This window comes from Mycobacterium seoulense (genome assembly GCF_010731595.1).
GTDB lineage: Bacteria > Actinomycetota > Actinomycetes > Mycobacteriales > Mycobacteriaceae > Mycobacterium > Mycobacterium seoulense.
In genome coordinates this window covers 1,032,972-1,057,657 of record NZ_AP022582.1, presented here as the reverse complement: position 1 = coordinate 1,057,657, position 24,686 = coordinate 1,032,972, and the positions used below count along the sequence as shown (strand labels likewise).

The window sequence follows — 24,686 nt, the reverse complement described above, 5'->3', positions numbered from 1 at the left end:
GTTTACAGCAGTCCGAGCAGTTGGAGGTCGGTGACGTACTTGACGATCACCGGCGGCGAGACGTGCGGGATGTCCGGATCGTCGCTGTCGGGGCCGATCTTGGCCTCCCGCACCGCCGCACGGAACCGGTCGGTCGACGCGAGCGAACCGCGGCCCGGCTCACCGGGTTCGACCTGCTGGGTGCTCGGCAACTGCAACAGCGGCAGCACCGAGTGTTGCCGCTGGCGCTCCGGCAGATCGCGCAGCGCGGCCTCGAACCGTTGCAGCCACTCCCCGAAGTCGTCGACCCGCTCGATCGGGTAACCGGCCTCGATCAGCCAGTCGACGTACTCGTCGATGCCGATGCCGTCGTCGTGGGGGTTCATCACGTGATACGTCTCGAACCCCTCCACCACCTCGGCACCGAGCGTGGTGATCGCCTCGGCCACGAACTCCACCGGCAGCGCGTCGAAGTGCGCCCGTTGCCGGTTGCCCTCGGCATCCAGCTGATAGAACGAGCGCGGCGCGACGCCGGTCGCGACCAGGCTCAGCACCATCCGGGTGAACATGTCCGACAGGTTCAGCTGCCCCGTGTAGCCGGTGTCGGACAGGATCATGTCGCAGCGGAACACCGAGACCGGCAGCCCGCACAGGTCGTGGGCCTCCCGCAGCAGCACCTCGCCGGCCCACTTGCTGTTGCCGTAGCCGTTGGCGTAGCCGCCGTCGACGATGCGGATCGGGCTGACGACCCGGATGTCGGCGTCCTCGGTGAAGGCCTCCGGGTCGACCCCGTCCCCGACGTTCGCGGTCGAGACGTACGAATAGGGCTTGAGTTTGGCGGTCAGCGCCACCCGGATGAGTTCGGCGGTGCCGGCCACGTTCGGACCGAACAGCTCGCTGTAGGGCAGCACGCCGTTGACCAGAGCCGCCGAATCCACGATCAGATCGACGGTGTCGGCCAACCGCTGCCACGTCCGCTCGTCCAGGCCCAGGTTCGCCGCGCCCTTGTCGCCGGCCACCACCTCGAGGTGATCGGCGGCCAGCTCCTGGAAGTACCGCAACAACTTCGGGTCACCGCTGTCGAAGGTCTTCTCCAGCCGCTGGCGCGCCTCCTCATCAGAGCCCGCCCGCACCAGGCAGATCAGCCTGCCCTCGACCAGCTCCAGCTGCTCGAGCCACTGCAACACCAGATAACGCCCCAAAAAGCCCGTCGCCCCGGTCAACAGGACCGTCCGCACCTCCGAACTCGGGCCCGGCAACGACGGCGCGGCGCTCAGCGTCGCGGCATCGATGAACTTGTCCAACGTCAGATCACTGGCGTACACCTCGGTGGCGTCGCGGCCGTGCACCGCGGCGAAGCTGGGACCGGTCCCGCGCGCGCCCTCGAAATCGCCGGTGTGCCAATCCAATTGCTGACTCAAGTTCCGCACGGACGGCGCGTCGAACACGGCGCGCACCGGCAGATGGATGCCCAGGGTGGTGTGGATCGCGGCGACCAGCCGCATCGCCGACAGCGAGTCGCCGCCGAGGTCGAAGAACGACTCCTCGACGCCAACCCGCTCCACCCCCAGCACCTGGGCGTAGATGTCCGCCAGGGTCTGCTCGACCGGTGTGGCCGGCGGGCGGTAGCGGTCACCGTCGTTGTACTCCGGTGCCGGCAACGCCCGGGTGTCGAGTTTGCCGTTGACCGTCAACGGCAACGCGTCCACCGTCACCACCGCCACCGGGACCATATAGGAGGGCAACCGATCGCCCAGGGCCACGCGCAGGGCGGCCGGGTCGGCGGTGCCCGTGACGTACCCCACCAGCCGCCTGTCGCCGGGGCGGTCCTCGCGCGCGATCACCGCCGCCTGCTCCACCCCGTCCAGTGCGGCCAGGGCGGCGCGGACCTCGCCGAGTTCGACGCGGTGCCCGCGGATCTTCACCTGTTCGTCGGCGCGGCCCAGATACCGCAGCTGCCCGTCCGGGCCCCAACACACCACATCCCCGGTGCGATACATCCGCTGTCCGGGCGCCCCGAAGGGGCACGCCACAAACCGCGACGCGGTCAGGCCGGCCCGGCGCACGTACCCATACGTCAGGCCCGCTCCGGCCACATACAGCTCCCCGATGACCCCGGCGGCCACCGGCCGCAGCCACCCGTCGAGCACGAACAGCGCCGCCCCCGGCACCGGCGCACCGATCGGCGGTGTTCCCGACTCGGGCACCAGCGGCGCGCTGATCGCGACGCACATCGTGGTCTCGGTCGGACCGTAGACGTTGAGCATGGTCCGCCCGGGCGCCCACCGGTCCACCACCTCCTGCGGGCAGGCCTCACCGGCCACCACCAGGGCGGCCGAGTCCAAGCCCTCCACCGCGAGCAGCCCGGCCTCGGACGGCGTCTGGGTGAGCACGCTGACGTCTTCGGCGCTCAGCAGGTCGTGCAGGTCTTTCGGGGAGCGGGCCGTCGCGTCGGGCACCACCAGCACCCGCCCGCCGTGCAGCAGCGCACCGAAGATCTCCCACACCGACACGTCGAAGACCAGCGAATGGCTCTGCGACCACACTCCCCCCGCCGGCAGGGGCGCGTCGAGGGGGGCGAACAGCTGCGTGACGTTGCGATGGCTGACCGCAACGCCTTTGGGCGTCCCGGTGGTGCCGGACGTGTAGATGATGTAGGCGATGTCGTCGGCCGTCGGCATCGCCGGGGGCGGACCGCCGGACCGGGCGTCGAGGGCGGGATCGTCGACGTCGACGACCGCGCCCTCGAAGCCGTCCAGCCGCGATCGGTGGTCGGCGGTCGTCAGCGCCGCGATGGGCGCGGCGTCGGTCAGGATGAACGCGATCCGCGCCGCGGGCAGCCCCGGGTCGATCGGCAGGTAGGCCGCCCCGGCCTTGAGCACCGCCAGTATCGACACGACCGCCTCCGCCGAGCGGTCCACGAGCAGGCCCACACATTCGCCCGGGCCGGCCCCGTGGCCGATCAGCAAGTGCGCCAACCGGTTCGCGGCGCGGTTGAGTTCCCGGTAGGTGATCGAGCGGTCGCCGCAGCTGACGGCCACGGCTTCGGGGGCGCGGTCCACCTGCGCGTCGAACACCTCGAGGATCGACGGCCAGGTCACCGGCCGGCTGGACACCGCGCGGTTACCCCACTCGTCGAGGCGGGCGCGCTCGTCGTCGTCGAGCACGTCGATCGACGACAACGCCCGGCCTGCGTCGGCGGTGATGGCCACCAGCACCTGGTGCAGGCGTTTGATCAGCGTTTCGATGGTGCCGGCGTCGAACACGTCGGTGCGGAACTCGACCTGCCCGCCGATCCCGGCGGGTTCACCGGCCTCGCCCCAGTGTTCGGCCAGCGAGAAGGTCAGGTCCATGCGGGCGGTGTGGCTGTCCACCGGCAGCGGGGTGACGTGCAGATCACCCAGGATCACGTCGCCGGGATCGTTGTTCTGCCAGGCCAACATCACCTGCACCAGCGGGTGATGGCTCAGGCTGCGGGCCGGGCGGAGCCGCTCCACCAGCAGCTCGAAGGGGACGTCCTGGTGTTCGTAGGCGGCCAGGCTGCGCCCGCGGACCTGCCGCAGCACCTGGGCGACCGTCGGGTCGCCGCCCAGATCCGTCCGCAGCACCAGGGTGTTGACGAAGAAGCCGACCACGTCGTCGAGCAACGGGTCGCGGCGGCCGGCGATCGGGAAGCCGACGGCGACCTCGCTGCTTCCGCTCAGCGTCGACAGCAGCACCGCCAGGGCGGCCTGGACGACCATGAAACTGGTCGCGTCGTGCGCGCGCGCCAGCTCGCGCACCCGCTGCTGCAGCTCGGCCGACCACCGCACGCCGACGGTCGCCCCGCGGTGATCGGCCACCAGCGGGTAGGGCCGATCGGTGGGCAACACCAGTCGGTCGGGCATCCCGGCCAGGGTGTGTTCCCAGAATCGAAGCTGCCCGGCGATGGGGCTGTCCGGGTCGTCCGGGTCGCCGAAATGCGCGCGCTGCCAGAGCGCGTAATCGGCGTACTGCACCGCCAACGGCGCCCACGCCGGGGCCTCGCCCGCGCACCGGCCGGCGTAGGCCACGCCGAGGTCACGCACCAGCGGGGTCAGCGACAACCCGTCGGCGGCGATATGGTGCAGCACCGCCACCAACACGTGCTCGTCGCGCGCCGTGTGGAAAAGCCATGCGCGCAAGGGGATCTCGTTGCCCAGGTCGAACGCGTAATGCGCCACCGACTCGACGGCCTCCGCCAGCCGCTCCGGCTGCCAGGCGGTGGCGTCGACCACGTCACACCGGACGTCGGCCTGCTCGGGCGCCACCACGACCTGTTGCGGGGTCCCCTCCGCCGCGATGAAGACCGTGCGCAGGCTTTCGTGGCGGGCCACCACGTCCCCCAGCGCGGCAGCGAACGCGTCGGCGTCCAGGCGCCCGTCCAGCCGCAGCGCCGCCGCCATGTTGTACACCGCCGACGGCCCCTGCAACTGGTCGAGGAACCATAACCGGGATTGGGCGAAAGACAACGGGATCACCGCGGGCCGCTCGATCGCCACCAACGGTGTGCGCCCCGCCCCGTCGCTGCCGAGCCGCGGCGCCAACCGGTGAATCGTGGGCGCCTCGAACAGCGACCGCACGCCCAGGTGGACGTTCAGGCCGGTGTTGACGGCCGCGATCAGCCGCATGGCCGCGAGCGAATCGCCGCCCAGGTCGAAGAACGAGTCGTCGACGCCGACCCGGTCGACGCCCAGGACCTGGGCGTAGATGCCGGCCAGGATCTCTTCGGTGGGGGTCGTGGGGGCGCGGTACCGGCCGGCGTCGCGGTAGTCGGGCGCCGGCAGGGCGCGCGTATCGAGTTTGCCGTTGGCGGTCAACGGGATTGCGTCCAGGGCGACGATCGCGGCCGGCACCATGTAGGCGGGCAGCCGCTCGGCGAGCGCGGCGCGGAGCGCGGCCGGCTGGGCGTCGCCGGTCACGTAGCCCACCAGCCGCCTGTCGCCGGGGCGGTCCTCGCGGACGATCACCGCGGCCTGCCGCACCCCGGCCAAATCGGTGAGGGCCGTGCGGATCTCGCCGGGCTCGACGCGATAGCCGCGGATCTTGACCTGCTCGTCGGCGCGGCCGACGTAGCGCAGCCCGTCGACGCTCCAGCACACCAGATCCCCGGTGCGGTACATACGTTGTCCGGGCGCTCCCGATGGGCATGGCACGAACCGCGACGCCGTCAGGCCCGGCCGGCCCAGATACCCGCACGCCAACCCGCCGCCGGCGACGTACAGCTCGCCCACCACGCCGGCCGGCACCGGCCGCAACCAGTTGTCCAGCACGAAGAAAGCGAGGTGCGCCAAGGGAATTCCGATGGGGCTGGCGGCGCCGTCGGCATCGCCGTCGACGATCTCGCGGAACGACGCGTGCACCGTGGTCTCGGTGGTGCCGTACATGTTGATGATGCGTGGACGTCCCGGGTGGCTGTGCAGCCATGTACCCAGCCGCCGGGGTTCGAGCGCTTCACCACCGAACACCAGCGTCCGCAGCTTGAGTCGCTGGGCGACGTCGGGCGCGAGCGCGTCGGCGGTCTGCAGCCCGTAGAAGGCCGACGGCGTCTGACTCAGGACGTCGACCCGTTCACGAACCAGCAAGGCGTGCAGATCTTCTGGGGAGCGGACCACCGCCTCGGGCACCACCACCAGACGGCCCCCGCGCAGCAGCGCGCCGAACATCTCCCACACCGAGTAGTCGAACGCCAGGGAGTGGCACAGCGTCCACACCTGGCCCAGCTCCATCTCGGCGTCCAGCGACTCCAGCAGCTCGATGACGTTGCGGTGGGTGACGGAGACGCCCTTGGGCGTACCGGTCGTGCCGGACGTGTAGATGACGTAGGCGATGTCCTCGGGTGACGGGGCCGGAAGCGCCGTGCCGGGGCGGCTGTCCAGGTCGGGATCGTCGACGCCGATGACGGGCACACCGCACCCGCCGAGCCGCGGCCGCAGGCCGTCGACGGTGAGCACGGCGGCCGGGGCGGCGTCGGTGAGCACGAAGCCGATCCGCGCGGCCGGCAGCCCCGGATCGATCGGCACGTAGGCCGCCCCGGTTTTGAGCACCGCCAGGATCGCCACGACGGCCTCCGCCGAACGGGGCATCAGCAGCGCGACGCGTTCCCCCGGGCCCGCGCCGCGCTCGACGAGCCGGCGCGCCAGGCGATCCGCGGAGTCGTCGACCTCGCGGTACGTCAGGCAGCGGCCTCCGCAGCTGACGGCCACCGCCTCCGGCGCGCGGTGCACCCGGGCGGCGAACGCGTCGGGAATCGACCTCGCCGGGGGGGCGGGCCGGTTCAGCGCGGCGTGGTTGCCGATCACCTCGAGGCGGGCGTGTTCGGCCTCGTCGAGCACGTCGATCGTCGACAATCGGCGGGCGGGGTCGGTGGTCATGGCGGCCACCACTCGCTCAAGGCGCGCGACGAGCGTTGCGACGGTGGCGGTGTCGAACACGTCGGTGCGGAACTCGACGGCCCCGCCGATCCCGGCGGGCCGGCCGTCACCGGTCCAGCGTTCGGCCAGCGAGAACAACAGATCCGTGCGCGCCGTGCGGGTGTCGACCGGCAGCGGGGTCACCTGCAGATCGCCCAGAGCGAGGTCGGCCGGCTCGTTGTTCTGCCAGGCCAGCATCACCTGAACGAGTGGGTGGTGCCCCAGGCTGCGGGTGGGGTTGAGCCGCTCCACGAGCACCTCGAACGGCACGTCCTGGTGCTCGTAGGCGGCCAGGCTGCGCCGCCGCACCTGGGCCAGAAGCTCGGCGACGGTGGGATTCCCGGCCAGGTCCACCCGCAGCACCAGGGTGTTGACGAAGAACCCGACCACCTCGTCGAGGGCGGGGTCGCTGCGCCCGGCGATCGGAAAGCCCACGGCCACATCCGAACTCGCGGCGAGTTTGGCGAGCAGCACGGCCAGGGCGGCCTGGATCACCATGAAACTGGTGGCATTGTGCGCCCGCGCCACCTCGCGCACCCGGTCCTGGAGCTGGGCCGGCCACTCGACGCCCACACTGGCCCCGCGGTAGTCGGCGACCGCGGGGTAGGGCCGGTCCGTGGGCAAGTCCAGACGCTCGGGCATCCCGGCCAGCGCGTCCTGCCAGTAGCGCAGCTGGCCGGCGATCGGGCTGTCCGGATCGTCGAGATCGCCGAGCTGGGCCCGCTGCCACAGGGTGTAGTCGGCGTATTGCACCGGCAGCGGCGCCCATCCCGGCGCCCGGCCCGCGCACCGGCCGGCGTAGGCCACGCCGAGATCGCGCACCAGCGGGGTGAGCGACCAGCCGTCGGCGGCGATGTGGTGCACCACGGCCACCAGCACATGATCGCCCTGGGCGACCCTGAAAAGCCTTGCCCGCAAGGGGATCTCGGTGGCCAGGTCAAAGGGATGCGCGGCCACGGCCTCGACGGCCTCGCTCAACCGGGCCGGTGACCATCCGGTCGCGTCGACCACGTCGATCTCGGCGCGCTCCGGCGGCACCACGACCTGCCGGGGAGTCCCCTCGGCCGCGACGAACACGGTGCGCAGGCTTTCGTGGCGCGCCGCCACATCGGCCAGCGCGGCGCCCAACGCGTCGGTGTCCAGGTCCCCGCGCAGGCGCAGCGCCGCGGCCATGTTGTAGACCGGCGACGGCCCGTGCAGCTGGTCGATGAACCACAGCCGGGACTGCGCGAAGGACAACGGCAGCACCGCGGGCCGCGCGCCGGCCACCACGCGCGTCGGTCCACCGCCGCCCGAACCCAGCAGCGGCGCCAGCCCGCGAATGGTGGGCGCCTCGAACACCGCGCGCACCGACAGGTGCGCGTCCAGGCCCGCGTTGACGGCGGCGACCAGGCGCATGGCCGCCAGTGAATCGCCCCCCAGGTCGAAGAAGGATTCCTCGACCCCCACCCGGGTCAATCCCAGCACGCGAGCGTAGATCTCGGCCAAGATCCCCTCGACCGGGGTCGCCGGGGCGCGGTAGGACTCGGTGTCGTGGTATTCCGGCGCCGGCAGGGCCCGCTTGTCGAGTTTGCCGTTGAGCGTCAACGGGATCGCGTCCAATTCGAGCACCGCGGCGGGCACCATGTAGGCCGGCAACCGCTCGGCGAGCGCGGCGCGTATCGCTGCGGGGTCGACGGCCCCCGTCACGTAGCCGACCAACCGGCCCTCGCGGGCGATCACCGCCGCCTGCTCCACGCCATCGAAGCTGGTGAGCGCCGCATGTACTTCGCCCAGTTCGATGCGATGACCGCGGATCTTGACCTGATCGTCGGCGCGCCGGACATACCGCAGCTGCCCGTCGGCGTTCCAGCGCACCAGGTCCCCGGTGCGGTACATGCGCGTCCCGGCCACACCGAACGGGCACGCCACGAACCGCGACGCCGTCAAGCCGGACCTGCCCAGGTACCCGCACGCGACACCGCGACCGGCCACATACAACTCCCCGACCACCCCGGCCGGCACCGGCCGTAACCACCTGTCCAGCACCACGAACGCGGCACCGGATACCGGTGGCCCGATCGGTGCTCCGGCTCCCTCGGTCAGCGGCGCGCTGATCGCCGCGTCCACGGTGGTCTCGGTCGGTCCGTAGGCGTTGACCATCACCCGGCCCGGCGCCCACCGATCGACCAGCTCGGGCGGGCACGGCTCGCCGCCGATCACCAACGCCACCGCGTCCAGGCCCTCCGGCGACAGCGCGCCCGCCTCGGACGGGGTTTGGCTCAGGACGCTGACCCGTTCCCGAATCAGCAAGGCGCGCAGGTCTTCTGGTGCGTGTACCACCGGCTCGGGCACCACGACCAGTCGGCCACCGCCCAGCAGCGCGCCGAAGATTTCCTGGACCGAGACGTCGAAGGCCAGCGAGTGGCACTGCGACCAGAAGCCCGCCGCGGGCAGGGGTGCATGCAGCGACGTCATCAGCTGCGTCACGTTGTGGTGGGTGACCGCGACGCCCTTGGGGACGCCCGTGGTGCCGGACGTGTAGATCAGGTACGCGATGTCCTCGGGGCCCGGCGCGGTCAACGCGGTGGCGGGGTGGGTGTGCACCGCCGGATCGTTGACATCGATGACCGGCACGTCGCAATCGTGCAGACGCGGGCTCAGGCCCGCCGTGGTGACGGCCACGACCGGGGTGGCGTCGGCGATCATGAACCCGATCCGCGTCGCCGGCAGGCCGGGGTCGATCGGCAGGTAGGCCGCCCCGGCCTTGAGCACGGCCAGGATCGCGACGATCGCCTCGGCCGACCGCGAAAACAGCAGTGCCACAAAGTCTCCGGGCCCGGCGCCGCGGGCAGCCAGCAGGTAAGCCAAGCGGTTCGCGGCCTCGTCCAGCTCCCGATACGTCATGGAGCGGCCTTCGAAGGTCACCGCGACCGCCTCCGGCGTGCGGGCCACCTGGGTGGCGAACGCCTCCGGAATCGACTTCCCGGTCACCGGCTCGGTCAGTACCGCCCGGTTCCCCCACGCGACCAGGTGGGCGTGTTCCGACTCGTCGAGGGCGTCGATTGTCGACAGGGGGCGGGCGGGGTCGGCGGCCATGCCCACGAGCACCCGGCGGAACCGGTCGATCAGCGCCTGGATGCCGGCCTCGTCGAATACGTCGGTGTCGAATTCGACCCGCAGGCCCAGCTCGTCGCCCGGCACGGCCTGCACCGAGAGCGGATAGTGGTTGAACTCGCGGCTGCTGAAGGCGGTGACGCTGACTTCGTGGGCGCCCGCCAACGCGGCGGTGTCGATCGGGTAGTTCTCGTACACGAACAACGTGTCGAACAACTGGTCGTGGCCGGTGGCGCGGTGGATTTCGGGCAGCGCCAGGTGCTCGTGCTCGAGGGTCTGGTTGTGGGCCCGGCGCAGCTGGTCGAGCAGTCCGGTGGCGGTGGTGGTCCGGGTGATGGTGGCCCGCACCGGAACCGTGTTGATCAGCAGGCCCACCATCGATTCGGCGCCGCTCAGCTCGGCCGGACGGCCGGACACGACGGCCCCGAAGACCACGTCGTCCTGGCCGGTCAGCCACGTCAGTAGCTGCCCCCAGGCCGCCTGCAGGACGGTGCTGACCGTGGTGTGCGACGAACGGGCCAGCCCGCCGAGGGCCCGCGTGGTGTCCGCGGGCACTGCGAAGGTGGCGACGCCCCGCCGCCCCGCCCGGCCGCCCGGGCGCACCAACGTCGGGCTGTCGAAGCCGTCGAGCACCTGGCGCCAGGCCGCTTGCGCGGCCGCCCCGTCGCGGTCCGCCAGCCAGGTGAGGTAGTTGCGATACGGCGCCGCCGGCGGCAGTCGCTCTCGGTAATAACCGGCGAAGATCTCCTGCAGCACGATCGGGAGCGACCAGCCATCCATCACGATGTGGTGGACGGTCAGCACGAAGCGGTGCCGCTGGTTCGCGGTGCGCACCAGCGCGGCCCGGAACGCCGGGCGGGCGGCCACGTCGCACACCGCGGACCGTTCGGCGGCGCACAGCCGCTCGATCTGCTCGTCCGGGTCGGGGTCATCGGCGTCGAGCTGGAGGTAGCGCCACGTCATGGCCGGGTCGGCCGGGATGATCTGCACCGGCTCGTCGAACTCGTCGCAGAACCGGGCCATCAGGTTGGGATGCCGGGTGAGCACGGCGCGAACCGACTCGCCCAGGCGCTGCGGGTCGAGGGGGCCGCAGACGGTGATGTCGAGCTGCACCGCGTACACGTCGTCCCCGGTGTCCACGCCGGTGCTGGTGTGGAAGAGCAGTCCTCGCTGCAGCGGCGTCAGCGGCAATATGTCGGCGATCGCGTGCTGTCGGCAGAGGTCGTCGATCTGGCGCTGGCTCAGCCGGGCGGGGGCGATGTCCGACGGGGTCAGGCCGCCCCCGCCGTTGCGCACATGCGCGCAGATGCCGGCCAGGGCCTCACACCACAATCGGCTGAGCCGGCCGACTTGGTCGCGCCGCAGCGCCGACGGCGCCCACGTCCAATTGGCGTGCAGGCGGGGGCCATTCGTCGTGTCCATCGCGCCGGCGTTCAGTTCCAGCGGGTGCCCCAGCGGGATCGGCAGCGCGGACATCGCGCCGGTCAACGCCAGGCCGTCCTGATCGAGCCGCCACAGCTCGTCCGGCAGCTCGCCCGCCCCGCCGAGCCGGCCCAGGTAGTTGAACCCGATCGCCGGGTCCGAATCGCCCAGGCCCACTTCCGGATTCAGGTACCGCAGGAGCCCGTACGTCAGCCCGTCCGGGACGGCGCGCAACTGTTCCTTGGCGTCCTTGACGAGCGCACCCAGCTCGGCCGCGCCCGCCTCGACCTTCGGCCAGCGCGGCCTGCCGAGGCTCAGGGCGACCGGGTATTTGGCGGTGAACCACCCGACGGTGCGCGACAGGTCGACGTGCGGGCCCACGTGTTCGTCGCGACCGTGGCCCTCGACGTCGATGCAGAGCGGCGCGCCGGTGCCCAGGAATTCGTTGATCGCCAACCCGAGGGCGACCACCAAAATGTCCTGGACACCGGCGTGAAACGCCGCCGGCACTGCCCCCAGCAACATGCGAGTGGTTTCGGCATCCAGTGACACCGACAGGTGTTCGGCCGACTCGTACGTGTCGGCACACGGGCGCACCGCGGGCAACGCGGCGGGCGTCGCCGCCACCCGCCGCCAGACCTCCGCCTTCTCGACGACCGCCGGCCGGCGGGCGTGCTCCGCCAGCAGCGCCGACCACCGGGCGAACGACGTCCCGCCTGGGGGCAGCGCCACGGGCTGGCCACTGCGCTGCTGAGCCCATGCGATATTGAGATCTTCCAACAGGATTCGCCATGACACCCCGTCGACGGCGAGGTGGTGGACGATCAACGCCAGTCGGCCGGTGGACTCCGCCCAGACCGCCCGCAGCATCACCCCCGCGGCGGGGTTCAACCGCGACCGCGCCGCCACCAGCGCCGCTTCGGACAACGCGTCGACGGTGTGCACGCACCCGCGGGCGTCGACCGTGCCGGGGTCGGGCGCCTGCAGCGACCAGCCGCCGGCACCGTCGTCGTCGACACGCAGCCGCAGCATCGGGTGCCTGTCGATCAAGGCCTGCAGCAGCACCACCACGTCGTCGCGGGTGACCCCGTCCGGCGCCCGCACCACCATGGTCTGGTTGAACTCGTCGACCGGCCCGTCGACCTGCTGCAGCCAGCGCATGATCGGCGTCGCGGTGACGGGGCCGATGCCCTCGTCGACCACGTCGTCCTCGGTGGCCACGCCGGCCACCCGGGCCAGCCGGGCCACCGTCTGCTCGACGAAGACGTCGCGCGGGCGGAACAGGACACCCGCCGCCCTGGCCCGGGCGACCACCTGCATCGACAGGATGCTGTCTCCGCCGAGGTCGAAGAAGGAGTCGTCGGCGCCGACGCGCTCGACGCCGAGCACCTGGGCGTAAATGCCGGCCAGGATCTGTTCGACGGCGTCGCCGGGAGCGCGATACTGTTCGGCGCTTTGGTAGTCGGGTGGGGGCAGGGCGCGGGTGTCGAGTTTGCCGTTGAGGGTCAACGGCAGTTCCTCGAGCGCGACGACCGCGGCCGGGACCATGTAGGGCGGCAACCGATCGGCCAACTGCGCACGAACGGCGGCCGGGTCCGCGGCCCCGGTGACATAGGCGATCAAACGCTTGTCACCCGGGCGGTCCTCACGCACCACCACCACCGCCTGCCCCACCCCCCGCACACCGCCAAGCGCCGCACGGATCTCGCCCAACTCGATGCGATACCCCCGCACCTTGACCTGCTCATCAGCGCGCCCCACATACCGCAACTGCCCATCGGCACCCCAACGCACCAAATCCCCCGTGCGATACATGCGCGACCCGACCCCACCAAACGGACACGCCACAAACCGCGACCCCGTCAACCCCGACCGGCCCACATACCCACACGCCACCCCACGCCCGGCCACATACAACTCACCCACCACACCCACCGGCACCGGATTAAGCCACGCATCCAACACGACCAACGCCGCTCCGGGCACCGGGGATCCGATCGGGGGCGCCCCGGTTCCCGCGGTCAGCGGTGTGGTCATCGCCGCGTACATCGTGGTCTCGGTCGGACCGTATTGGTTGACCATCACGCGTCCGGTCGCCCATCGGTCGACCACCTCGGGCGGACAGGGTTCGCCGCCCATCACCAGCGTCGCCGCCGACTCCAGACCCTGGGGCGACAACGCCGCCACCGCGGACGGGGTGTGGCTGAGCACGCTGACCTGTTCGCGAATCAGCATGGCGTGCAGGTCTTCTGGTGAGCGCACGACGGCGTCGGGCACGATCACCAGCCGGGCACCGCGCAGCAGCGACCCGAAGATCTCCCACACCGAGAAGTCGAACGCCAACGAGTGGCACTGCGACCAGACGTATCCGAGTTCGAGCTCACCGTCCACCGATTCGAGCAGTTGGGTGACGTTGTGATGGGTGACGGCCACGCCTTTGGGAACTCCGGTCGTGCCGGAGGTGTAGATGATGTAGGCGATGTTCTCGGGGTCGGGGACCGGTGGCGCGCTGCGGGATTGGGTTGCGATTTCGGGGTCGTCGAAGTCGATGACGGCCAGGTCGGTGCCGTCGAGCCGCGACCGCAGTTCGGGGGTGACGATCGCGGCGACCGGTATGGCGTCGGCGAGCATGAATTCGATTCGCGCGGTGGGCAGGCCCGGATCGATGGGCAGGTAGGCCGCCCCGGTCTTGAGCACCGCCAGGATCGCCACGACCGCCTCCGCGCAGCGCTCGGCCACCAGCGCCACACACTCCCCCGGACCGGCACCGTACTCAACGAGCAGGCGCGCCAACCGATTCGACGACTCATCGACCTCCCGATACGTCCACGAACGCTCCCCAAAACTGATCGCCACCGCCTCGGGACCACGCACCACCTGCGCGGCGAACAACTCCGGAATCGACACCCCCACCGGCACCGGCCCACCCAACACCGCCCGATTACCGACCACCCCAAGACGGGCACGCTCGCCGTCATCGAGCACCTCAATCGACGACAACAACCGCGCCGGATCACACGTCATCGCCACCAGCACCCGACGCAACTGCTCGACCAACCCCTCCACCCGGGCGCTGTTGAACACATCGGTGCGAAACTCCACCGCCCCACCGATCCCCGCCGGCCGACCATCCTCCGTCCAGCGCTCGGCAAGCGAGAACACCAAATCCATCCGGGCGCTTCGGGTGTCGGTAGACAACGGGGTGACCTGCAGATCGCCGAGGGTCAGGTCGGCGAAGTCGACGTTTTGCCAGGCGAGGACGACCTGGATCAGGGGGTGGTGGCTGAGGCTGCGGGCCGGGTGCAGCCGCTCCACGAGGGCTTCGAAGGGCACGTCCTGATGTTCGTAGGCGGCCAGGCTGCGCTGTTGCACCTGAGCCAACACCTCGGCGACCGTGGGGTTCCCCGACACATCGGTGCGCAGCACCAGGGTGTTGACGAAGAATCCGACCAAGTCGTCGAGCGCGGGGTCGCGGCGCCCGGCGATCGGAAAGCCCACCGCCACATCCGAAGTCGCACCCAGCTTGGCCAATAGAACCGCCAGCGCGGCCTGCACCACCATGAAACTGGTCGCATTATGCCCAGCGGCAACCTCACTCACTCGTTGTTGCAACTCCGCGGGCCACTCCACCGCCACCCGCGCACCTCGGTAATCGGCCACCGCCGGATACGGCCGGTCCGTCGGCAATTCCAGGCGCTCCGGCATCCCCGCCAGCACATCCTGCCAATACGCCAGCTGCGCGGCGATCGCACTATGCGGGTCATCGAGGTCGCCGAACTGGGCGCGTTGCCACAGCGTGTAATCGACGTACTGGACCGGCAATTCAGCCCACCCCGGCGCCTCACCGGCACACCGGCTGGCATACGCCACCCCCAGATCACGCACCAACGGCGTGATCGACCACCCATCGGCAGCAATATGATGAGCCACCGCCACCAACACATGCTCACGCTCGCCCACCCGAAAGAGCGTCGCCCGCAACGGAATCTCAACCGCCAAATCGAACGAATACCGCGCCGCGGCCTCCACGGCCGCCTCTAGTCGGCTCGCCGACCATCCGTCGGTGTTCACCACGTCCCATCTGAGGCGGGTCTGGGTGGGCGGCAGCACGACCTGTTGGGGTGTTCCCTCGGGCGCGACAAAGATCGTGCGCAAGCTCTCGTGGCGGGTCACCACGTCGTCCAGCGCGGCACGCAATGCGTCGGCGTCCAGCGTCCCGACCAGCCGCAGGGCTGCGGCCATGTTGTAGATCGGTGAGGGGCCGTGCAATTGGTCGAGGAACCACAACCGGCTCTGGGCGAAGGACAGCGGCACCGTTGCGGGTCGTTCGCCGGCCACCAGCGGCGCGAGGCCGCCTCCGCCGCCGCCGATGCGGGGTGCCAGCTGCGCCACCGTGGGCGCCTCGAACAGAGCGCGCACCGAAAGGGCGGTAGCGAAGCCGCTATTGATGGCCGCGATCACTCGCATGGCCGAGAGTGAGTCGCCGCCGAGGTCGAAGAACGAGTCGTCCACTCCGACGCGTTTGAGGCCCAAGACTTGTGCGTAGATGCCGGCGACGATTTCTTCGACCGCGCTGGTTGGGGCGTGGTAGCCGGTGTGGGTGTATTCGGGTGGGGGCAGGGCGCGGGTGTCGAGTTTGCCGTTGAGGGTGGTGGGCAGGTCGTCGAGGGTGACCAGGGCGGCCGGGATCATGTAGCCGGGTAGGCGTTCGGCCAGCGCGGCGCGCACCTGCGCGGGGTCGGCGGTGCCGGTGAGGTAGCCGACCAGCCGCCTGTCGCCGGGGCGGTCCTCGCGCACGATCACCACCGCATCCTCGACACCGTCGAGGGCGGCCAGCGCCGAGCGGATCTCGCCGACCTCGATGCGATAGCCGCGGATCTTGACCTGCTCATCGGCGCGCCCCACATACCGCAGCTGCCCGTCGGGGCCCCAGCACACCAAATCCCCGGTGCGATACATCCGCTGCCCGGGCGCCCCGAACGGGCACGCCACAAACCGCGACGCGCTCAACCCCGCCCGGCCCACATAGCCCAACCCGACCCCGCGACCGGCCACATACAACTCCCCGACCACCCCGGCCGGCACCGGCCGCAACCACCCGTCCAGCACGAACAACCCCGCCCCGGGCACCGCCGACCCGATCGGCGGCGCCCCCGAGCCCGCCACCAACGGCGCACTGGCGGTGGCCAAGATCGTGGTCTCGGTCGGCCCGTACACATTGACCATCACCCGCCCCGGCGCCCAGCGGTCCACCACCTCCGCGGGCACCGGCTCGGCCCCGACCACCAACGCCACACCCTCCAACCCCTGCGGGGAGAGCATCCGCACCGCCGCCGGGGTCTGACTCAACACCGTCACCCGCTCGGCGACCAACAGCGCATGGAAGTCCTTGGGCGAGCGGGCCACCGCCTCGGGCACCACCACCAACCGCCCCCCATGCAACAACGCACCCCAGATCTCCCACACCGAGAAATCAAACGCATACGAATGGAACTGGCTCCACACCTGCGCGCCCGTCAACGCCACCCCCACCACCGCCGCGTCGAACAACCGCGTCACATTCGCGTGACTGACCGCCACCGCCTTGGGCGTCCCCGTGGTCCCCGACGTGTAGATCACATGCGCCACGTCATCAGGTCCCGGGGGCGGGGGCGCGGTGACCGGCTGACGCTGCAGCACCGGATCGGCCACATCCAACACCGGCAGGCCATACCCGGCCAGCCTCTCGACCAGCGCGCCGGTACTCACCACCGCGACCGGGCCGGTGTCGGCCAGCATGAACTCCACCCGCCCCGCCGGCAACCCCGCATCGATCGGCAAATACGCCGCCCCCGACTTGAGCACCCCCACAATCGCCACAATCGCCTCAACCGAGCGCCCAAACACCACCGCCACAGCGCTACCCGGCCCCGCACCCACACCGATCAACCACTGCGCCAACCGACTCGACGCCTCATCCAACTCCCCATACGACAACGACCAACCCCCACAGGTAACCGCCACCGCCCCACGCGAACGCGCCACCTGCTCGGCAAACAACACCGGAATCGACACCGGCGCCTGCGCGGGCCGACCGAGTTCGTCCTGGTTGCCGAGGGCGCGCAGGCGGGCATGCTCGGGCTCGTCGAGCACGTCAACGGCAGACAGGGGCCGGGCCGTATCGGTCGTCAGCGAAGCCAACACCCGCTGCAGCCGCTCGATCAGCGTCTCGACGGTGCCGGCGTCGAACACGTCGGTGCGGAACTCCACCGCCCCACCGATGCCGGCGGGCTGCCCGTCGTCGGTCCAGCGTTCGGCCAGCGAGAACACCAGATCCATGCGGGCCGTCCGCATGTTCAGGGGCAGCGACGTCACGTGCAGGTCGCCCAGGCTCGGTCCGGCGGGGCTGTTGTTCTGCCAGGTCAACATGACCTGCACCAGCGGATGGTGGGTGAGGCTGCGCGTGGGGTTGAGCCGCTCCACCAGGACTTCGAAGGGCACGTCCTGGTGCTCGTAGGCCGCGAGGCTGCGCCGCCGCACCTGTGCCAATACCTCTGCGAGAGTGGGGTTTCCGGTCAGATCGACTCGGAGCACCAACGTGTTGACGAAGAGGCCCACCAGGTCGTCGAGCGCCGGATCGCGCCGGCCGGAGATCGGAAAGCCCACCGCGACATCCGCGGTCGCGCTGACTTTGGCCAGCAGCACCGCCAGGGCGGCCTGGATCACCATGAAGCTCGTCGCATTGTGCTGGCGAGCAGTCTCGCGCACCCGTTGCTGCAACTCAGCCGGCCACTCCACGGCCACGCTCGACCCGCGATAGTCGGCCACCGGAGGGTAGGGCCTGTCGGTCGGTAGCCGAAGATGCCCGGGCATCTCGGCCAAGGCCTGTTGCCAGTAGCGCAGCTGGCAGCCGACGGGGCTGTCCGGATCGTCGAGTTCACCCAGGCTGGCCCGCTGCCACAGCGTGTAATCGACGTACTGCACCGGCAGCGGCGCCCACGCCGGCGCTTCACCCGAACACCGGCTGGCATACGCCATCCCGAGGTCACGCACCAGCGGGGCCAGCGAGGACCCATCGGCGGCGATGTGGTGGACGGCGGCCACCAGTACGTGTCGGTCCGGCCCGACTCTGAAAAGCTTTGCACGCAAGGGGACTTCGGTGGCCAGATCGAATGTGTGGTGCGCCGCGGCCTCGACGGCCGCGTCGAGACGGCTCGCCGACCACGCGCTGGCGTCCACCACCCGCCATCCGAAGTCGGCACGCTCGGCGGGGACGACCACCTGCCTCGGTGTTCCCTCCGGTGCGGCGAACACCGTGCGCAGGCTCTCGTGGCGGGCCACCACATCGCCGAGCGCCGCCCCGAGCGCCTCGACATCCAGGCGCCCGTCGAGCTGCATCGCCGCGGCCATGTTGTAAACCGGTGACGGCCCCTGCAACTGATCGGTGAACCACAACCGGTTCTGAGCGAACGACAACGGCACCACCGCCGGCCGCACCCCGGGCACCACCCGGGCGGGCCGGCCCCCACCCGCCCTGAGCCGCGGCGCCAGCTGGCGAATGGTGGGCGCCTCGAACAGGGTTCGCACTTCGAGGTGGGCGTCCAAGCCGGTAGTGATCGCAGCCACCAAACGCATGGCCGACAACGAGTCCCCGCCGAGGTCGAAGAACGACTCCTCGACCCCGACGCGCTCCAGGCCCAGCACCCGGGCGTAGATGTCGGAGAGGATCTCCTCGACTGGAGTGGCCGGGGGCCGGTATTCGCCACCTTCTTGGTAGTCGGGTGGGGGCAGGGCGCGGGTGTCGAGTTTGCCGTTGAGGGTCAACGGCAGTTCCTCGAGCGCGACGACCGCGGCCGGGACCATATAGGGCGGCAACCGATCGGCCAACTGCGCACGAACGGCGGCCGGGTCCGCGGCCCCGGTGACATAGGCGATCAAACGCTTGTCACCCGGGCGGTCCTCACGCACCACCACCACCGCCTGCCCCACCCCCCGCACACCGCCAAGCGCCGCACGGATCTCACCCAACTCGATGCGATACCCCCGCACCTTGACCTGCTCATCAGCGCGCCCCACATACCGCAACTGCCCATCGGCACCCCAACGCACCAAATCCCCCGTGCGATACATGCGCGACCCGACCCCACCAAACGGACACGCCACAAACCGCGACCCCGTCAACCCCGACCGGCCCACATACCCACACGCCACCCCACGCCCGGCCACATACAACTCACCCACCACACCCACCGGCACCGGATTAAGCCACGCATCCAGCACGAAGAAACCCAGGTGCGCCAACGGCACACCGATGGGGCTGGCGTCGCCGTCGACGTCGCCGTCGACGATCCTGCGGAACGAGGCGTGCACCGTGGTCTCGGTGATGCCATACATGTTGATCAGCCGCGGCAGCCCCGGCCGGTTGCGCAACCACTTACCCAGCCGCTGCGGTTCCAGCGCCTCGCCGCCGAACACCACGGTCCGCAGCTTCAACTGCCGGCCCAGCTCGGGCGCGAGCGCATAGAACGCCGAGGGCGTCTGGCTCAGCACGCTGACCTGTTCGCGAATCAGCATGGCGTGCAGGTCTTCTGGTGAGCGCACGACGGCGTCGGGCACGATCACCAGCCGGGCACCGCGCAGCAGCGACCCGAAGATCTCCCACACCGAGAAGTCGAACGCCAACGAGTGGCATTGCGACCAGACCCGCCCGAGCGCCAGCTCGCCATTGACGGACTCGAGCAATTGGGTGGCGTTGCGGTGCGCTACGGCCACCCCCTTGGGCGCGCCGGTGGTGCCGGAGGTGTAGATGATGTAGGCGATGTCGTCCGGTGACGGCGCGGGCAGCGCGTCGCTGGTTCGAGTCTGGACGGCGGGGTCGCCGATATCGATGACGGCCAGGTCGGTTCCGTCGAGCCGCGACCGCAGTTCGGGGGTGACGATCGCGGCGACCGGTATGGCGTCGGTGAGCATGAATTCGATTCGCGCGGTGGGCAGGCCCGGATCGATGGGCAGGTAGGCCGCCCCGGTCTTGAGCACCGCCAGGATCGCCACGACCGCCTCCGCGCAGCGCTCGGCCACCAGCGCCACACACTCCCCCGGACCGGCACCGTACTCAACGAGCAGGCGCGCCAACCGATTCGACGACTCATCGACCTCCCGATACGTCCACGAACGCTCCCCAAAACTGATCGCCACCGCCTCGGGACCACGCACCACCTGCGCGGCGAACAACTCCGGAATCGACACCCCCACCGGCACCGGCCCACCCAACACCGCCCGATTACCGACCACCCCAAGACGGGCACGCTCGCCGTCATCGAGCACCTCAATCGACGACAACAACCGCGCCGGATCACACGTCATCGCCACCAGCACCCGACGCAACTGCTCGACCAACCCCTCCACCCGGGCGCTGTTGAACACATCAGTGCGAAACTCCACCGCCCCACCGATCCCCGCCGGCCGACCATCCTCCGTCCAGCGCTCGGCAAGCGAGAACACCAAATCCATCCGGGCGACTTGGGTATCCAACGGCACCGGGGTGGCCTGCACGTCTCCCAAAGCCAGCCCGGCGGCGGGGCCGCTGTGCTGCCAGGGCAAGTTCTGCCAGGCGAGGACGACCTGGATCAGGGGGTGGTGGGTGAGGCTGCGGGCCGGGTGCAGCCGTTCGACGAGGACTTCGAAGGGCAGGTCTTGGTGTTCGTATGCGGCCAGGCTGCGCTGGCGGACCTGGGCGAAGACCTCAGCCACGGTCGGATTTCCACCCAAATCGGTGCGCAAGACCAACGTGTTGACGAAGAATCCGACCAACTCATCAAGCGCGGGATCACGACGCCCGGCGATCGGAAAACCCACCGCCACATCCGAGGTCGCACCCAGCTTGGCCAATAGGACCGCCAGCGCGGCCTGCACCACCATGAAACTGGTCGCATTGTGCTCACCGGCCACCTCACTCACTCGTTGTTGCAACTCCGCGGGCCACTCCACCGCCACCCGCGCACCTTGGTAATCGGCCACCACCGGATAAGCGCGATCGGTAGGCAATTCCAGGCGCTCCGGCATCCCCGCCAACGCATCCAGCCAGTACGTCAGCTGCGCGGTGATCGCACTATGCGGGTCATCGAGGTCGCCGAACTGGGCGCGTTGCCACAGCGTGTAATCGACGTACTGGACCGGCAATTCAGCCCACCCCGGCGCCTCACCGGCACACCGGCTGGCATACGCCACCCCCAGATCACGCACCAACGGCGTGATCGACCACCCATCGGCAGCAATATGATGAGCCACCGCCACCAACACATGCTCACGCTCGCCCACCCGAAAGAGCGTCGCCCGCAACGGAATCTCGACCGCCAAATCGAACGAATACCGCGCCGCGGCCTCGACGGCCTCGGCCAGCCGGCCGGCCGGCCACCCACTGGCGTCCACGACTTGCCAACCGAAGTCGAATTGCCCCACGGGGACGACCACTTGCCGCGGGATGCCGTCGGGCGCGGTGAAGACGGTGCGCAGGCTCTCATGCCGCGCCACCACGTCGGCCAGCGCCATCCCGAGCACGCCGGCATCCAGGCGTCCGCGCAAGCGCAACGCCACCGCCATGTTGTGCACCGGCGACGACCCGTGCAATTGATCGAGGAACCACAACCGCGACTGGGCGAACGACAACGGCACCACCGCGGGGCGCACACCGGCCTGCACCCGAGGTAACCGGCCCTCCCCCTGATGCAGGCGGGGCGCCAGCAGGCGAATCGTCGGCGTCTCGAACAAGGCCCGCACCGAAAGGTTGCCATCCAGGCTGGAATTGACCGCGGCGACCAGACGCATGGCCGACAGCGAATCCCCGCCCAGATCGAAGAAGGAGTCGTCGGCCCCGACCCTGCCAAGGCCCAGAACCTTGGCGTAGATCCCGGCGAGGAGCTCTTCGGTGAGCGTGGCCGGGGCGCGGTAGCCGTGCCCGAGGTAGTCGGGCGGCGGCAGGGCGTGGGTGTCGAGCTTGCCGTTGAGGGTAAGGGGCAGGGACGCCAACGGGACGATCGCGGCCGGAATCATGTAGTCCGGGAGGCGCTCGGCCAGTGCGGCGCGTACCGCGGCCGGGTCAGCGCTGCCGGTGAGGTAGGCGACCAGCCGCCTGTCGCCGGGGCGGTCCTCACGGGCGATCACCGCCGCCTGTTCGACCCCCTCCAAAGCTGTTAGCGCCGTGTGGATTTCCCCCAACTCGATGCGGTACCCGCGTACTTTGACCTGCTCGTCGGTCCGACCCACATACCGCAGCTGCCCATCGGGGCCCCACCACACCAAATCCCCGGTGCGATACATCCGTTGCCCGGGCGCACCGAACGGGCACGCCACAAACCGCGACCCGGTCAGCCCCGCCCGGCCCACATAGCCCACACCCACCCCGGCCCCGGCCACGTACAGCTCGCCGAGGGCGCCGGCCGGCACCGGGCGTAACCACCCGTCCAGCACGAAAAACGCCGCGCCGGCCACCGGGGACCCGATCGCCGGCGCCCCCGAGCCCGCCACCAGCGGTGCGCTCTTGGCCGCCCACATCGTGGTCTCCGTGGGCCCATACACATTGACCATGACTCGCCCCGGCGCCCATCGGTCCACCACCGCCGCCGGGCACGCTTCGGCTCCCACCACCAACGCCGCACCCACCCCCTGCGGCGACAGCGCCCCCGCCGCGGACGGCGTCTGCGTCAACACGGACACCCGCTCGCCAATCACCAACGCCTGCAGGTCGTCCGCGCACCGGACCACCGCATCGGGCACCACCACCAGGTGCCCCCCATGCAACAGCGCGCCCCAGATCTCCCACACCGAAAAGTCGAAAGCCAACGAATGACACTGCGACCACACGTGTCCCGTAGCCAGCAACCCATCACCGGCCAACGCCTCGAACAATTGCGTGACATTGCGATGAGTCACCGCAACGCCCTTGGGGACCCCCGTCGTACCCGACGTATAGATCACGTGCGCCACGTCATCGGCGCCCGGCCCCACCACCGCGGCACCCGACTGCTCCTCGATCGCCGGATCGTCAAGGTCGATCACCGACCCGGAAAACCCACCCAACAGCGACCGCAACCCGGCTGACACGACCACCGCCGCCGGCGCGGCGTCGGCGAGCATGAACTCCACCCGCCCCACCGGCGACCCGGGATCGATCGGCACGTACGCGGCCCCCGCCTTGAGCACCCCCAGGACCGCGATCACGGCCTCCCCCGAGCGCTCCACCACCAGTCCCACGCAGGCCCCCCGGCGCACACCCGTCTCAATAAGCCGGCGCGCCAACCGATTCGACGCCTCATCGACCTCTCGATACGACCACGACCGCTCCCCGCACGACACCGCCACGGCTCCGGGCACGCGACCCGCCTGAACCGCAAACAACTCCGGAATCGACGCCCCGAAAACCACGGACCGGCCCAACACGTCCCGATTGCCCAGGGCGGCCAGCCGATCATGCTCGGCGTCGTCGAGCACATCGATGGTCAGCAACCGCCGCGTCGCGTCCGCCGTCAACGCCACCAACACGCGCTGCAGGCTTTCCGCCAGCTGTTCGGCGTCGAGGCGGGAGAACGGCCCCCACGCGCCCGCCGTGCTGAGGAAAAGCCGGTCACCGTCGGTGGAAAAGATCAAACCGAAGCCACTCGCCTGGCCGGAATTGGTGTACGACGCGGAGGCGGTGACACCCCCGAACGGCAGGGTGAATGCCGACGGGATGAAATTGACGCTGACCCGCTCGGCCGGCCCCGCCGGCCCACGGGCTTTGCGCTCCAGGGCTTGCACCGGAAACCGTTGGTGCTCAACGGCTTCCCTAATGCTGGCGTCGACGTGCCGGCAGAACTCGGTGACGCTGAGCTGTGGCGCGACGCGCAACACCAGCGGCACCACGCCGGCCACCATGCCGGGGAGGGTTTTCGACTCGGGAAGCACGCGCCTGTTGACCGGGAAGTCGAGGACCACCTCTTGGCCGTGTCCGCCCCAGCCGCGCACCAACAGCGCGCATGCGGCGGTGATGACCGACGTTTGGGACACGCCCCACACCTCAGACATTTTGTTGACCCGGCGCAGGATGCCCGAGTCCAACGCGACCGGCGCGGACGGCCATGGGTCCCGTTCCCCTGTGGGCAGCGCGCGATGTGAGCCGGCGTCGTCCGCGGGGAGGTGCTGAGCCCAGTAGGCCTCGTCGTTGCGGTAGTCGCCGGACACTTCGTACTTCGCCTCGCAGTCGACCAGATCCCGCAGTGAGCCGAAGACGGCCGGCGGGATGGGGGCGGCGGAGACGATGGCCGAGTAGATGGAGGCGATGCGGTGCCCGACGAGCGCGACACCGGTTCCGTCGATGACGATGTGGTGGCAGCAGGCGAACAGGTGGAATTCGTCGGCACGGGTCTGGAAGAGGGCGAATCGGAACAGCGGGCCAGAGAGCGGCATGGGCGTCCGCTGGATCGACAGCGCCATCCGCCTGGCTTCGTCGACGGCGTCGCGCGATGCGGTCAGGTCATGGAAGGCCAGTTCGACGTCCGGATAGTCGACCGCCCGTTGGAAGACCTGGCCATCCGCCTCGACGAAAGAGGCCCGGGTGGGTTCGGCTTCTTCGATGGCCTGGCGGATCGCCCACTTCAGGGCATCACGTTGAACCCTGCCGTCGATCGTGACAAAGAGTCCGATCTGCCATTCCGTGCCGGAGTGGCCCGTCTCGTGGGCCAGCCAGATGTCTAGTTGTCCGCGAGTAAGCGGAAGTGCTCGGTCACCAAGCTCCATCCAACTTCC

Annotated in this window: 1 protein-coding gene; it reads right to left on the bottom strand. The window is 70.1% G+C overall.

The window, feature by feature from the left end:
* Window positions 1-2: 2 nt before the first annotated feature.
* Window positions 3-24,677 (bottom strand): non-ribosomal peptide synthetase, encoded by a 24,675-nt coding sequence (locus tag G6N37_RS05010; protein ID WP_163676746.1) that lies wholly within the window; start codon window positions 24,675-24,677, stop codon window positions 3-5.
* Window positions 24,678-24,686: the final 9 nt, after the last annotated feature.

Coding starts and splice junctions, on each gene's coding strand:
- G6N37_RS05010 (WP_163676746.1), bottom strand. CDS start 24,677: ATGGAGCTTGGTGACCGAGCACTTCCGCTTACTCGCGGACAACTAGAC.